This is a genomic window from Sinorhizobium americanum, assembly GCF_001651855.1.
In the GTDB taxonomy this organism is placed as follows: domain Bacteria; phylum Pseudomonadota; class Alphaproteobacteria; order Rhizobiales; family Rhizobiaceae; genus Sinorhizobium; species Sinorhizobium americanum.
The window spans coordinates 48,516-63,354 of record NZ_LNQC01000056.1 but is presented as its reverse complement, the minus strand read 5'-3'; the positions used below and the strand labels follow the sequence as shown (position 1 = coordinate 63,354).

Here is a 14,839-nt window from a genome sequence, read left to right as displayed (position 1 = left end):
CGGCGGTAATGCGGATTCGAGTTGCGTTATCGGTCACTGCCTCCCGCGTGCGTCGCTGAACCGACACCGACGACCGGCGAGCCGCAGGCGCACGTCGCCTCGGCTTGATCGCGTCTTATCCTTGCTTCACGACCGCGACACTGACCTCTCCGTCCGACGCCACCGTGCAGGCGATGGTCGCCGAGCGCGGCTCGATGGCGCCCTCGCGCTCGTAGTCGATCTTGACGTCGAGCGTGGCTATCCGCTCGCCGGCAGCGCCTGCGCGCACAGGCTCGGTCAGACTTGTGTCGATGGCAGCCGGATTGTACGGCGCGGCCCACTGGGCGATTGCCTCGTTGCAGCGGTCGACGGTCGGCTGATCGGCCGGCGAAACGCCGTGGCTGACCGGCGACACCGGTTCTGGCAGCAAGTCGGCCGCGAAGGCTGGACCGGCGAGAAAGAGCACGGCGGCGCTGAGCATTCTGATCATGTGCATGGCCTGTGGTCCTTTCCTGGTGCATGGACCAGGCATTCTAGCCTGTCTGGCTGTCAAAACCGCAGTACGCCTTTTGATGGTGGAAGGAGGCCCAACGCCATTCACGGCCTCGACTCGCAATGCGCAGCTAAGCACGACGGCGCCCCCCTGGCTCCGCTACGCTTAGGTCACGGCAACGACCAAGCCGTTCGAGTCGAGATGGCATCTGACGCGCGCCTGACGGACCTCGACGAGGCCCCCTGCTGCATATTCAATCCGCACAGTAATTGGAGCCATGAGCGCGCCGTCGCGTTGGCGGACGAGAGGGCCGGCGCTGGCCGCGCGTATACGCACGGCGCCAAGCGGCAGCGCAGCCGAGGTGATCGCCTGGAGGCAGGCACGAACCACGCCGCCCGCCCCATCCGAAATCGCTCCCGTTATCATCGGGTCCGTCACGGGATTGCCAAAAATACCTTGCTCGTATTCACCGCGCTCGCCGAGCCGAATCTTTACGGGCCAAAGGGCAGAAGGCAGTCCGACGGATGGCGACGCGCCCGTCGCGGGAGCAATGCCAGCAATCGCTCGTGCACGGACACTGTTTGGCGTCCTGCTCTTCTTTGGAGTTCCAGCGCCTACGACCGGACCAGCCAAAGCACCGCTCGAAGCAGGAGGCGCTCCCTTGCCTTTCGGCACCGCGGCTCGTCTGCCGGCACCCGTCAGTTTGCCGCCACTCTTATGGCCGACATTGCCGCTGGTCCCACTGTTTTTCCCAGCCTTTACGCTGGCCGAGGCTCCGGCCTTCGTTCCGCCTCCGGCACTCGTCCCTGGCGAGCCGCCACTCCCGCCACTCGCCACACCACTTCCCACCGATGTCCCTTGATTGCTTGCAGCGCCACTGCTTTTTCCCGCTTTTGCGCCGGCCGACGCTCCGGCGTTTGTCCGGCCAGCGGTGCTGGTTTTTGACGAGCCGCCACCCGTGCCACCCGGGGCGGCGATGACCCCGACACTGCGGAATTTTCCGACCTCGCCAAACTCAAGAGCCGGCGCCAGGGCCAGCGCAAAGGCAACAAGGAATGTGGCAGACGTATGAGTGCGCATCGCCAACGTCCTCATCTTCGCATATCAATCCTCGCTCCTTACCAAAGGCCGGGCACCAGACGTCTGGGGAGGAGCGCATCGGGCAGCGCCTCCGGCATAGGCTGGATCACCACCTCGCGGCGCGAATTACGGTTCTTGCGGGCGCCATTTTCCATCGGCTCCGCCGCACGCTCGCGGCCGGTGCCCCGATCGCGCGCTTCCTCCGACCCACGCCGTTGTGCCGCCAAGATCCGGTTCAATTGCTTCTTTGTCGCGTCGCGTTCCTCGCGGACGGAGTCGAGCTCGCGAGCGAGCGACCGTGCCTTCTTGCGCTCCAATGCGAGCTGGTTGGCAGCCCGACTTGCCGCGGTCTCCGCCACTTGGCGCGCCAGCACGATGGCCGCCTTCTCCGCCGCTGCCGAGTTGGCGTCCAATTCCGGGGCAGCGGACGATTGGCTGGCTTTGGTGAGTTCGCGCTCATCCTCCTCCGCCCGCTGTTTCGCTGCGAGTATTGCGGCGTCGCGATCCTGGCGAACAGCCTCGAGCTCCCGAGCGAGCGCACGTGCCTTCTCACGTTCCGATGCGAGCTCTTCGCTAATCCGCCTCGTCGCAGCCTCGGCAACCTGGCGGGCCTGCACGGCGGCCGCCCTTTCTGCCGCTGCAAGACTGGCGCCAGCCTCCTCGCTCGCGGCCGACTGACTGGCCTGCGCAAGATCGCGCTCATTCTCCGTCGCCCGCTGTTTCGCTGCGAGTATCGCGACGTCGCGTTCCTGGCGAAGGCTGTCGAGCTGCCGAGCGAGCGCACGTGCCCTCTCATGTTCCGATGCGAGCTCTTCGCTAATCCGCCTCGTCGCAGCCTCGGCAATCTGGCGGGCCTGCACGGCGGCAGCCCTTTCTGCCGCTGCAAGACTGGCGCCAGCCTCCTCGCTCGCGGCTGACTGACGGGCCTGCGCAAGATCGCGCTCATTCTCCGTCGCCCGCTGTTTCGCTGCAAGTATCGCGGCGTCGCGTTCCCGGCGAAGGCTGTCGAGCTGCCGAGCGAGTGACCGTGCCTTCTCACGTTCCAATGCAAGCTCTTCGTCAGTCTGCCTTGCCGCATTTTCGGCAATCTGGCGGGCCCGCACGGCGGCAGCCTTCTCCGCCGCTACCAACCTGACGCCAGCCTCCTGGGTCGCAGCCGACTGGCGGGCCTGCGCAAGATCGCGCTCACCCTCCTCCGCCCGCTGTTTCGCTGCGAGTGTTGCGGCGTCGAGTTCCTGGCGAAGGCCGTCGAGCTCCCGAGCGAGCGACCGTGCCTTCTCGCGTTGCAACGCCAGCTCTTCAACCGCCCGCCTTGCCGCGTCTTCAGCGACCTGGCGGGCCTGCACGGCGGCAGCCTTCTCCGCCGCTGCCAAACTGACGCCAGCTTCCTGGGCCGCGGCGGACTGACGGGCCTGCGCAAGATCGCGCTCATTTTCCGTCGCCCGCTGTTTCGCTGCGAGTATCGCGGCGTCGCGTTCCTGGCGAACAGCGTCGAGCTCCCGAGCGAGCGACCGTGCCTTCTCACGTTCCGATGCGAGCTCTTCACCCGCCCGCCTCGCCGCAGCCTCGGCATTCTGGCGGGCCTGCACGGCGGCAGCCTTCTCTGCGGCTGCCAAACTGCCGCCAGCCTCCGGGACGGCGGCCGACGGACGGGCCTGCGTAAGATCGCGCTCGTAGGCTTCCTGTTTTCGCTGCGCCTCAGCGAGTGCCCGTCTCGCATCAACCAGCAACGCTTCCGCTGCGTCCCGCGCCCTGAGTGCGGCAGCTTTTGACCGCGTTGCTCCGGCCGCGCTGGTCTCCAACTCTTCGACGACTTGCAGCACCATCGTCAGATCGCGCTCGAGTCTATCGGCTCTTTGGCGCTGCTTTTCGGCGACCCGGCGCATCGCCTCGAGGTCCCTCTTGGCCGCCGCCAAGGCGCGGCGGAGAATTTCCTCCAGCTTGCCAGCGGCCAGTTGCATGTCGTTTTTGGGCGTATCGACGGCCCCGCTCGCCGCGAGGAGTACTCCCTCGGGTGCGGCGTCCCTGGCGCGTTCGCGCCCCACCAACTGAGCTAAATCGTTGATCCACGCCCTCGCGGCCGCTGCACGCAATTCGAGCATGTCGTTGGCAGGTCTGTCGGCAGTTGCTGTTTGTCCTCCTGTGGGAAACCCAAGGAGCAAAACAAGGCAGAAAAAAGTGAGGCTGCGCGTTGCCATAGCTGTGTCCCCGCCGGGCGACTTGCCATAATACTGCCTTGGCTCGTTCCTCGCTAGAGAAGAGTGCGGGGCTGGTCATATCACCCGTGCGAACCGTAACGGGATGGCGAACGGGAGCAGCCGTTCACCAATAAAGCTCATCAAAAGCAACGCGAGCGGCAATATCGTTGGCGCGCTATTCCTCCCCTTTCCCATTTCGTCTTTTTCATAGTATGTTGCTGTCGCTTCGGCTTAGGCGCCCATCGTCTAGCGGTCAGGACGCCGCCCTCTCACGGCGGTAACACGGGTTCGAGTCCCGTTGGGCGTACCATATCTTTCTTTCCATTGGACAATTTGGCGCGAGGTCGAAGGTACCCACCCAAGACCTGAAAACCGCCTGCGCTCCAAGTAGCTGTGCGACGTTTTCGTTTTCATAAGAAAAATCGAACTTTTGGGGCTCCTGCTCCCTTGCGGGAATCCGAAGCGCTCTCTATAAGCCGCCTTGTCTTACAGCACCGCGCGTTCTTGGACGCACAAGGTCGCTGCAGCAGGCGCCCATCGTCTAGCGGTCTAGGACGCCGCCCTTTCACGGCGGAAACACGGGTTCGAGTCCCGTTGGGCGTGCCATTACGATCCTCAGAAATCTTCTCAAACAAATTGCACAACCGGTTGATCCGGCTTAGCAACCCTATCGCGGATGAACGTGATCAGCTTGCCTTTGCCGCGTCCGTCACGCGCAGTTGCACGCGGCGCGTTCCCTGCCAGAGATCCGCCGACACCGAGCCCGCGACGTGCACTGTCGAACCGCGATTGCCGAGCAGGAGATCGCCGAGCGGCGTTTCCTTCGCCCGGAAAGCGATGCCGTCGATGCGGCTGCCGTCGTGACCCTCGAGCGTAACCTTGACATGGTTGGCGCCGACTTGGCGGCTGTCGCGCAGACGATGCTGGGGAAAGGCGAAGACCGGTTGCGGATGGGCCGAGCCATAGGGGCCTGCCTGGTCGAGAAGGTCGACGAGATCGAGCGTCGCTCCGGCCGCTGCCAGTGCACCATCGAGCTTGAGGGTCTCGACGGCCACCAGTTCCCGCACCGGGTTCTCGGCGCGCTCCTCGAAAAACTGGCGCAGTCGCCCGAGATTGGCGCGCTCGACCGTCAAGCCGGCGGCCATGGCATGCCCACCCCCTTTGACGAGGAGGCCATTGTCGACGGCCGCGCGAACGAGTCTGCCCATATCGAACCCGGTGATCGATCGGCCGGAACCCGTGCCGCGGCCGCTCGGGTCAAAGGCGATGGCAAAGGCCGGGCGGCGGAACTTCTCCTTGATGCGCGCCGCTATCAGGCCCACGATGCCGGGGTGCCAGCTTTCCCTGGCGGTGACGATGACCGAGGCCCCCTCGCCCGTACCGTACTCTGCGAGCACTTCGGCCTCGGCCTCGGCAAGCATTGCTGCCTCCATCGCCTGCCGCTCGCGATTGAGCTCGTCGAGCTGGCTGGCGATCACCTCGGCCGCCGTGGCGTCGTCGAGGGTCAGGAGGCGGCTACCGAGGGCCGCATCGCCGATCCGCCCGCCCGCATTGATGCGCGGGCCGATCAGGAAGCCCAGATGATAGGGCGTCACCGGGCCACCGATCGCAGCCTTGCGCAGCAGGGCTGCCAGGCCGCTATTGCCCATATGGCGCGCCGCGATCAATCCCTTGACGACATAGGCTCGGTTCAGCCCCTTGAGCGGCACGACGTCGCAGACAGTGGCGAGCGCAACCAGGTCGAGTAGTGACAGCAGATCAAAGCTGCCGGCACGCGCATTCCCCTCAAGCCGCAGCACCCGCAACGTATTGACAAGCACCAGATAGACCACGCCGGCGGCACAGAGATGCCCCTGCCCGGACAAATCGTCCTCGCGATTCGGATTGACGAGGGCGTGGCACGGCGGAAGCGTTGCGCCAACCTGGTGGTGATCGATGACCACCACGTCGATCCCACGCTCGGCGGCGACGGCCAGCGACTCATGGCTTGTAGAACCGCAGTCGACGGTGACGATCAGACCGGCCCCGTTGCCAATCAGTTGCTCGATCGCCTGCGGGTTCGGCCCGTAGCCCTCGAAAATGCGATCAGGAATATAAGTCTCGGCCTGAATGTCGAAATGGCGCAGGAACCGAAGCATCAGTGCCGAGGAGGCCGCACCGTCGACGTCGTAATCGCCGAATATCGCGACCTTCTCGCCCCGGCGAATGGCACCGGAGAGCCGCTCCGCGGCCTTGCGGCAATCGGTAAGCACGTCCGGGTCGGGCATCAACGCGCGCAGCGTCGGATCGAGAAACCGTGCCGCATCATCCAAGCCGATGCCGCGGCCGGCCAGTACCCGTGCAATGAGCTCCGAATAGCCGTGCACCTGGCTGATTGCCAACGCCCGGTTCTGCCCGGCCCGATCCAGGCGCGAGACCCAGCGCTGACCGCTGACCGAGCGTTCGACGCCGAGAAATGCCCGCTCTATCGGATCCGCCAATACGTCCATGCTACCCGTCCGCCCGAACTCCATCCGTTCTTAACGAATATTTTGGGGCGGAAAAACCGGCAGGCCGGGCGCTCCGGCCTGCGACAGGCATGCCGGAGCGGTTTCTCAACAGATTTAATGCAAGAGCGGGGTCACCAGTCCTTGGGCCGCTCGATGCGGATCACCTGCGGCTCTCCGACGAGATAGCCCTCGCTCTTGATCGAGACGATCGCCTTGCGCACCGAAGCTTCGTGCGTCGCATGTGTCACCAGGATGATCGTCTTCGGTTCGGCAGGATCCGCATAATGCTTGGAATGCTGCATGATCGATTCGAGCGAGATGTCGTTCTCCGCCATATGGCCGGCAATGTTGGCGAAGACGCCGGTGCGATCGACCACTTTCAGGCGGATGAAATAGCCGCCCTCGTGGCTCTGCATCCGGGCGCGCTTATAGGGCATGAGGGCCGTGGTGGGCCGTCCAAAGGCCGGCACATGTTGGGCGCCCGGACGGCTTTTGGCGATGTCGGCGATATCGCCAAGCACGGCCGAAGCCGTCGCATTGCCGCCGGCGCCGGGGCCGACCATCAGCAATTCGCCGAGAATGTCGGACTCGACCGCGACCGCATTCGTCACCCCGTCGACCTGAGCGATCACGGAATCATGGGGCACCATGGTCGGATGGACGCGCTGCTCGATGCCGCTGTCGGTGCGCTGCGCGACGCCGAGCAGCTTGATGCGGTAGCCAAGATCGGCGGCGGCCTGGATGTCCTCGATCGAGATATTGGTGATGCCTTCCAGATAGATATCGTCGGCGGCGATCGCCGTGCCGAAAGCGAGGCTGGTCAGGATCGAGAGCTTGTGGGCGGTGTCGTTGCCCTCAATATCGAAGGTCGGGTCCGCCTCGGCGTAGCCAAGACGCTGCGCTTCCTCCAAGCAGGCTTTGAAGGTCAGCCCCTCCTTCTCCATCTTGGTCAGGATGTAGTTGCAGGTGCCGTTCATGATCCCGTAGACGCGCGAGACGGTATTGCCCGTCAGCGATTCGCGAAGCGCCTTGATGACCGGAATGCCGCCCGCGACCGCCGCCTCGTAGTTGAGCAGCGCGCCCTGTTCCTCGGCGATGCCGGCGAGTTCGATGCCGTGCTTGGCAAGTAGCGCCTTGTTGGCGGTAACCACATGGATACCGCGCTCGAGTGCCGCCTTGACAGAGGAATAGGCAGGATCACCTGCTCCGCCCATCAACTCGACGAAGACGTCGATCTCGGCCTCGGAAGCGAGCGCCACCGCATCCTCGAACCAGACGGCCTTCGAAAGATCAACGCCGCGGTCCTTGGTGCGATCCCTTGCCGCCACGGCGATTAGCTCGATCGGCCTTCCGCACGTTGTTGCCAGCATCTCGTGACGTTCCTGGAGAATCCGCACGAGCGAGGCACCAACCGTCCCCAAGCCCGCAACGCCGATTTTGAGGGCATCTGCCATAGCACGTTCCTAACATGTAGAAGGCGCCCCGCCGGACTGGCGGGGCTGTTTTGCGCGAAAGCCGGCTTTTCCGTTACCGATGTGCATTCAGTGAGACGACATTGTGCATCGTCTCATCCGCCGTCGACAGGAAGCGCTTGATGTTGCGCGCCGCCTGGCGGATGCGGTGCTCGTTCTCGACGAGCGCCAGGCGGACATAGTCGTCACCCTGCTCGCCGAAGCCGATGCCCGGAGCGACCGCGACATCCGCCTTCTCGACGAGCAGCTTGGAAAATTCCAGCGAGCCGAGATGGCGAAACTTCTCCGGGATCTTCGCCCAGGCGAACATCGTCGCCGGCGGCGGCGGCACCTCGAAGCCGGCCTTGCCGAAGCTGTCGACCATCACGTCGCGGCGGCGCTTGTAGACGTTGCGGACCTCGGCGATGTCGCTGCCATCGCCGTTCAGCGCTTGCGTCGCGGCCACCTGGATCGGCGTGAAGGCACCGTAATCGAGATAAGATTTCACCCGCGTCAGCGCCGCAATCAGCCGTTCGTTGCCGACGGCGAAGCCCATGCGCCAGCCGGGCATCGAGAAGGTCTTCGACATCGAGGTGAATTCGACCGTAACGTCGATCGCGCCCGGCACTTCCAGAACTGAGGGCGGCGGCACGTCGTCGAAATAGATCTCCGAATAGGCGAGGTCCGACAGCACGATGATGTCGTGCTTCTTCGCAAACGCAATGACATCCTTGTAGAAATCGAGCGTCGCGACCTGGGCCGTCGGGTTGGACGGATAATTGAGGATCAGCGCCAGAGGCTTCGGGATCGAGTGCTTCACGGCGCGCTCGAGCGGCGGGAAGAAGCTCTCGTCCGGCTCGACCGAGATCGAGCGAATGACGCCGCCGGCCATCAGGAAGCCGAAAGCATGGATCGGATAGGTGGGGTTCGGACACAGGACGACGTCGCCCGGCGCGGTGATCGCCTGCGCCATGTTGGCAAAGCCTTCCTTCGAGCCGAGCGTCGCGACGACCTGGGTCTCGGGATTGAGCTTGACGCCGAAACGGCGGGCGTAATAGGCGGCCTGGGCGCGACGCAGCCCCGGGATGCCCTTCGACGAGGAATAGCGGTGGGTGCGCGGGTCTTGCACGACCTCGCAGAGCTTGTCGACGATCGACTGCGGGGTGGGAAGATCGGGATTGCCCATGCCGAGGTCGATGATGTCAGCACCGGCGGCTCGCGCGCTTGCTTTCAAACGGTTGACCTGTTCGAAAACATAGGGCGGCAAACGCCGGACTTTATGAAACTCTTCCATCTCCAGACCTCATTTGGCGCGCGTTTTTGGGCCTCATCGGCAATCGCTCAACATGCGCGGGGTGAAAGGCCGTCATTACGGCCAATCAACGCTTTGCGGCCAAATCGCCAGAAAGGCAAGTGCTAATTCTCGATCTGTTTCAGCGCTTCGGGCCCATGCTGTTCGGCCAGCAACTGCAATTCCTTCAGACGGCGCTGATACTCCGCTTCGGAGATGGCGCCGGATCTGCGCTGGGCGGCAAGCGCCGTCAGCCTGCCCTGCATGTTCACCGCCTCTTCGTCGGTCATCTGCTGCATGGCGGCAGGCTTCTGCCCATAGACTGAAGGATAGGTGGCGAGATCCGCCGTCGAATTGCATCCGGCAAGCATGCCTGCAAGAATCAACCCGGAAATCCGGGAAAGCGAACGCTGGTTTCCGACGACGAGCATGCTGGCGATGACCTCTGTTTTAGGGTGCGACGATGCGCTAGCCCTTGTAATCATTTTCGGGCAGAATGTAAAAATACAAAACAAACAACGTGCTGTGGAGGACGCCGGGTGACATCAGACAAGGCCGAGGACACCACGGGCAAGGGCGGCTATTCGGGCTTCGATCCAAAATCGGTCGAGCCCTATATCGTCAAGGACCCCCAGAACCTGGCCATCAACATGGCCCGCGCCGTCGAACAGATGGGAAAAGCCGCGTCCGCATGGCTGGCGCCGCGGGAGGCCGGCGAGAAGAAAGACACCTATGCCGAGCCTGTCTCCGACATGGTCAAGACGCTCTCCAAAGTCTCCGAATACTGGCTCTCTGACCCGCGACGGACGCTCGAAGCGCAGACGCATCTGATGGGGAGCTTCTTCGACATCTGGTCGCGGACATTGCACCGGATGGCCGGCGACGATGTCGCCGAATCGGAGAGCCTGCAACGCAACGACAAGCGTTTTGCGGACGAGGACTGGGTGAAAAACCCGTTTTTCGATTTCATTCGCCAGGCCTATTTCGTGACATCCGACTGGGCGGAGAACATGGTCAACGAGGCCGAGGGACTCGACGACCATACCCGGCACAAGGCGGCCTTCTACGTCCGCCAGATCTCCAGCGCGCTCTCTCCCAGCAATTTCATCACCACCAATCCGCAACTGTACCGGGAAACGGTGGCATCCAGCGGGGCGAATCTCGTCAAGGGCATGCAGATGCTCGCCGAAGACATCGCCGCCGGGCGCGGCGACCTCCGGCTCAGGCAAACGGATACCAGCAAGTTCGCCATCGGCGAGAATATCGCGATCACCCCCGGCAAGGTCATCGCGCAATCCGATATTTGCCAGGTCATCCAATATGAAGCGAGCACCGAAACGGTGCTGAAGCGGCCACTGCTGATCTGCCCGCCGTGGATCAACAAATATTACGTGCTGGATCTCAACCCACAGAAGTCCTTCATCAAATGGGCGGTGGACCAGGGTCATACGGTCTTCGTCATCTCCTGGGTCAATCCGGATGAACGCCACGCCCGCAAGGACTGGGGAGCCTATGCGCGCGAAGGCGTCGGTTTTGCGCTCGATACGATCGAGCAGGCAACCGGCGAGCGCGAAGTGAATGCGATCGGCTATTGCGTCGGCGGCACGCTGCTCGCCGCCACGCTGGCACTCCATGCCGCCGAAGGCGACGACCGGATCCGCTCGGCGACGCTGTTCACCACTCAGGTGGACTTCACCTATGCGGGCGACCTCAAGGTCTTCGTCGACGACGACCAGATTGAGCAACTCGAAGCCAAGATGAGCAAGACCGGTTATCTGGAAGGCTCGAAAATGGCGACGGCATTCAACATGCTTCGCGCATCCGAGCTGATCTGGCCCTATTTCGTGAACAATTATCTCAAGGGCCAGGATCCCCTGCCCTTCGACCTGCTCTACTGGAACTCCGATTCGACGCGGATGCCGGCCGCCAACCACTCCTTCTATCTGCGCAATTGCTACCTCGAGAACAAGCTGGCCAAGGGTGAGATGGAGCTTGCCGGTCGCAAGGTCTCGCTTGGCGACGTGAAGATCCCGATCTACAACCTGGCCACCAAGGAGGATCACATCGCGCCGGCGAAATCGGTCTTTCTTGGGAGCGGTTCCTTTGGTGGCAAGGTCACTTTCGTTCTATCGGGGTCCGGCCACATCGCCGGCGTCGTCAACCCGCCGGACAAGAGCAAATACCAGTTCTGGACGGGTGGCCCCCCGAAGGGCGATCTGGAAGAGTGGCTGGACAAGGCCAAGGAAACGCCAGGCTCCTGGTGGCCGCACTGGCAGGACTGGGTCGAAAAGCTCGACAAGCGGCGCGTTCCGGCGCGCAAGGCCGGAGGGCCGCTCAACTCCATCGAAGAAGCGCCGGGATCTTTCGTGCGCGTACGTGCCTGAGACGCGGAAAGCACCGTGAACTTTTCCCGTCCGCTCGTTCAGGCAACGCTCTTGCAGCGCTACAAGCGCTTTCTCTTCGACGCAGATCTTGCCGACGGCACGCGCATCACCGGCTCTTGCCCGAATACCGGTTCGATGCGCGGGCTGACGTCGCCGGGATCGGCAATCTGGCTGTCGGAGCATGACTCTCCGACCCGCAAATATCGCCACATGCTGGAGATCGTGGAGGCGGACGGCACGCTGGTCGGCATCAATACCGGCCTGCCAAACCGGCTCGCCGAGGAGGCGATCGCCGCCGGATTGGTCAGCGACCTCCACACTTATGAAACGCTCCGCCGTGAGCAGAGATATGGGCGCAATTCAAGAATCGACCTTCTGCTCAGCGACCCGGCTAAAGGTCTTGCCTATGTCGAGGTGAAGAATGTCCACTTCAGCCGCGCCGCGGCCCTGGCGGAGTTTCCGGACAGCCCGACTGAGCGCGGCGCCAAGCACCTCGAAGAGCTGGGCGACATGGTCGAAGCGGGACACCGGGCGATCATGCTTTATCTTGTTCAAAGAAACGACTGCGGCGTCTTGCGGATATGCCGCGACCTCGATCCGGTTTATGCTCGGGCGTTCGAGCGGGCGGCTCAACGCGGCGTCGAAGCCTATGCGATCAGATGCTCCGTATCGCCCCTGGAGATCGTGCCGGCCGGAGCGATGATAGTGGACGAACCGGTCCATGCTGATTTAAGAAAACCGCCTGAAACATCGAAAGTCTTGGAATGGTAACTTACATCGAGGCCGGCGCCGCCCCTTACAAGAACACCGGCGTCATTCGTCTCTACGGCCCGGACGGATTCGAAGGCATGCGCAAGGCCTGTCGGGTGACGGCACGCTGCCTGGATGAACTGGCATCAAGGGTACAGCCAGGCGTAACGACGGAAGAGATCGACCGTTTCGTCTATGAGTTCGGCATGGACCACGGAGCCCTGCCCGCCACCTTGAACTATCGCGGCTATACAAAGTCGTCCTGCACCTCGATCAATCACGTCGTCTGTCATGGCATTCCGAATGACAAGCCGTTGCGCGAGGGCGACATCGTCAACATCGACGTCACCTATGTGGTCGATGGCTGGCATGGCGACTCCAGCCGGATGTACCCGGTCGGCGAGATCAAGCGCGCCGCCGAACGGCTGCTCGAAGTCACGCACGAATGCCTGATGCGCGGCATAGCGGCGGTCCGGTCCGGCGCCCGCACCGGAGCGATCGGCGAGGCCATCCAGTCCTATGCGGAGTCGGAGCGCTGCTCGGTCGTCAGGGACTTTTGCGGTCACGGCGTCGGCCGCCTGTTCCATGATGCTCCAAACATCCTTCATTACGGCAATGCCAGCGAAGGTCCTGAACTCAAGGAAGGCATGATTTTCACCATCGAGCCGATGATCAATCTCGGCCGGCCGCATGTGAAGGTGCTCTCGGACGGCTGGACGGCCGTGACGCGCGACCGGTCGCTTTCGGCGCAGTATGAGCACACCGTCGGCGTTACGGCAAATGGCTGCGAAGTTTTCACGCTTTCACCGGCCGGTCTTTTCATGCCTGGCGTCCGCGCATTGGGGACGGCGTGACGAAGCCGCCGCTTTTACCTGAACCGGACGAAGGAGAGGCCGCCGACGAGCGGCAGTTCTTCGCGCCACAAAAGGCGCGGAAACTCGACAAGGTGCCGACGCTTGGCGGCACTGCCGAGGCGCACTATCACGGCCACCGCGATCGTCTGAGAGCCCGCTACCGCGAACAGGGCGATGCGGCGCTCGCCGACTACGAGATTCTCGAACTCATTCTGTTCCGCCTCATTCCCCGCCGCGACACGAAACCGATCGCCAAGGAGCTTCTCGCGCGCTTCGGCACGCTCGCCGGCGTCTTCGGCGCGCCGCAGCACTTATTGCAGGAGGTCAAGGGCGTCGGCGAATCCGTTGCGCTCGACCTCAAACTCATCGCCACCGCTGCGCAACGGACCCTGAAGAGTGAGCTGCGCAACAAGCAGGTCCTGTCTTCCTGGAGCGCTGTGATCGACTATTGTCATGCTGCGATGGCGCACGAGACGAAGGAACAGTTCCGCATCCTGTTTCTCGACAAACGCAACACGCTGATCGCCGACGAGGTACAGCAGCAGGGGACGATCGACCATACGCCCGTCTATCCGCGCGAGGTCGTCAAGCGTGCGCTGGAGCTTTCGGCGACCGCCTTGATCCTGGTCCACAACCATCCGTCAGGCGATCCGACGCCGTCGCGCGCCGATATCGAGATGACGAAACTGATCGCCGAAGCCGCCAAACCACTTGGCATCACCGTCCACGACCACGTGATCATCGGCAAGGACGGGCACGTCAGCATGAAGGGGCTGCGGCTGTTCTAGGCCTCTTCGCACGGAGACTGGTCAAAGCCAGCGAGCGCGCCGGAAAAGCCGGTAAAGCGTCGCGCAGAGCCCGATAATCACCGCCAGCACGATGAAATACCCGTAGCGGAAGTGCAGCTCCGGCATATCTTCGAAGTTCATGCCGTAGATGCCGGCGATCGCCGTCGGCACCGCCAGGATCGCCGCCCAGGAGGCGAGTTTGCGGGAAATTTCCGTCTGCTCGGACTGGCCGATCATCAGGCTTGCCTCGAAGGTGAAGGCCAGCACTTCGCGAAGCGCGTCTATGTCCTCCTGAACGCGGCGAACGTGATCGGTGACATCACGGAACAGCGGCTGCATGGCCGCGTCCATACCCGGCAGTTCGAGATGTTCGTGCCGTCGGCAGACATCGACGAGAGGAACGACGGCATTGCGCAACTTCAGCAGATTGCGCCGCATAAGATAGAGCCGTTCAATATGCGCCTTGTCCAACCGCGAGCGCAGCAGCCGGTCCTCCAGTTCCTCGACCTCGCCGTGAATCGTCTCCACGACCGGCATGTAGTTGTCGACGATGAAGTCGAGGATCGAATAGAGAATGTAGTTCTCGCCATGGGCCAGCGCCGCCGGGGAAGACTCGCAGCGCTGCCGCACCGCCATATAGGACGTCGAGGCGCCGTGACGCACGGAAACGACGTAGCCGCGCCCGACGAACAGATGCGTCTCCCCGAAGGCAATCTCGTCCTCGACCATATGGGCCGTGCGCGCCACGACGAAGATCGCATCGCCGTAGATTTCCAGCTTCGGGCGCTGATGCGCCTTGCCGGCGTCCTCGATCGCCAGATCGTGCAGGTCAAATTGCCTCTGCACCTGCCGCAGCAATTGCTTGTCTGGCTCGTGCAGGCCGATCCAAACGACGACATTCTCGCGATTTCGCCACTCTCCGGCCTCTTCGATCTCTATGTCTCGAACCCGTCGGCCGTTCTGATAGACGGCGGCCGCCACGACGCCGGGCCGATTGCTCGGCGGTCCGTCGAGCGCTGGCGCATCGCCATTGCCTTGCGCTGTCTGAGAACCTGGATCCTTCATCCACTCGAGCGCCATGC

Annotated in this window: 11 protein-coding genes and 2 tRNA genes; 6 read left to right on the top strand and 7 right to left on the bottom strand. The window is 63.1% G+C overall.

Annotated elements, in window-relative coordinates; translation table 11 throughout:
- Positions 1–115: 115 nt before the first annotated feature.
- Positions 116–475: a hypothetical protein gene (locus ATC00_RS16365; protein WP_037384449.1), complete on the bottom strand. Its 360-nt coding sequence runs from the start codon at positions 473–475 to the stop codon at positions 116–118.
- 1,115 nt (positions 476–1,590) lie between these two features.
- Positions 1,591–3,513, bottom strand: a complete 1,923-nt coding sequence (locus ATC00_RS16355; protein ID WP_234782332.1) for a coiled-coil domain-containing protein — start codon at positions 3,511–3,513, stop codon at positions 1,591–1,593.
- A 472-nt stretch (positions 3,514–3,985) separates the two neighbouring features.
- On the opposite strand from ATC00_RS16355, the gene ATC00_RS16350 reads away from it, so the two are divergent.
- Positions 3,986–4,060: transfer RNA gene (locus ATC00_RS16350), tRNA-Glu, on the top strand.
- Positions 4,061–4,280: 220 nt separating this feature from the next.
- Positions 4,281–4,356, top strand: a tRNA-Glu gene (locus ATC00_RS16345).
- An 80-nt stretch (positions 4,357–4,436) separates the two neighbouring features.
- On the opposite strand, the gene recJ is transcribed toward ATC00_RS16345, so the two are convergent.
- From recJ to ATC00_RS16325, 4 genes are all read right to left on the bottom strand, one after another.
- Positions 4,437–6,239 (bottom strand): single-stranded-DNA-specific exonuclease RecJ, encoded by a 1,803-nt coding sequence (recJ, locus tag ATC00_RS16340; protein ID WP_064253596.1) that lies wholly within the window; start codon positions 6,237–6,239, stop codon positions 4,437–4,439.
- 131 nt (positions 6,240–6,370) lie between these two features.
- Complete coding sequence (locus tag ATC00_RS16335) at positions 6,371–7,693, bottom strand: homoserine dehydrogenase (protein ID WP_064253595.1); 1,323 nt, start codon at positions 7,691–7,693, stop codon at positions 6,371–6,373.
- A gap of 73 nt (positions 7,694–7,766) precedes the next feature.
- A complete protein-coding gene (locus tag ATC00_RS16330; protein WP_037384467.1) occupies positions 7,767–8,984 on the bottom strand; it encodes an LL-diaminopimelate aminotransferase in 1,218 nt (405 codons plus the stop codon).
- A gap of 122 nt (positions 8,985–9,106) precedes the next feature.
- Positions 9,107–9,412 carry an SHOCT domain-containing protein gene (locus tag ATC00_RS16325; RefSeq protein ID WP_037384468.1) on the bottom strand — a complete coding sequence of 102 codons (306 nt, stop codon included), beginning with the start codon at positions 9,410–9,412 and terminating at the stop codon, positions 9,107–9,109.
- 108 nt (positions 9,413–9,520) lie between these two features.
- On the opposite strand from ATC00_RS16325, the gene phaC reads away from it, so the two are divergent.
- From phaC to radC, 4 genes are read left to right on the top strand one after another with little or no spacing between them, the layout of a single operon-like run.
- On the top strand, positions 9,521–11,365 hold the full coding sequence (phaC, locus tag ATC00_RS16320; RefSeq protein WP_064253594.1) for a poly(3-hydroxyalkanoate) polymerase subunit PhaC: 1,845 nt from the start codon (positions 9,521–9,523) through the stop codon (positions 11,363–11,365).
- 15 nt (positions 11,366–11,380) lie between these two features.
- Positions 11,381–12,136, top strand: coding sequence for a DNA/RNA nuclease SfsA (gene sfsA / locus ATC00_RS16315; RefSeq protein WP_064253593.1), 756 nt, complete (start codon positions 11,381–11,383; stop codon positions 12,134–12,136).
- Positions 12,130–12,969: a type I methionyl aminopeptidase gene (map, locus tag ATC00_RS16310; protein ID WP_037384474.1), complete on the top strand. Its 840-nt coding sequence runs from the start codon at positions 12,130–12,132 to the stop codon at positions 12,967–12,969. The genes sfsA and map overlap by 7 nt, the downstream gene beginning before the upstream one ends.
- Positions 12,966–13,757 carry a RadC family protein gene (radC, locus tag ATC00_RS16305; RefSeq protein ID WP_064253592.1) on the top strand — a complete coding sequence of 264 codons (792 nt, stop codon included), beginning with the start codon at positions 12,966–12,968 and terminating at the stop codon, positions 13,755–13,757. The genes map and radC overlap by 4 nt, the downstream gene beginning before the upstream one ends.
- A 21-nt stretch (positions 13,758–13,778) precedes the next feature.
- On the opposite strand, the gene ATC00_RS16300 is transcribed toward radC, so the two are convergent.
- Positions 13,779–14,837, bottom strand: a complete 1,059-nt coding sequence (locus ATC00_RS16300; protein WP_153045234.1) for a magnesium and cobalt transport protein CorA — start codon at positions 14,835–14,837, stop codon at positions 13,779–13,781.
- Between the last annotated feature and the right edge of the window lie 2 nt (positions 14,838–14,839).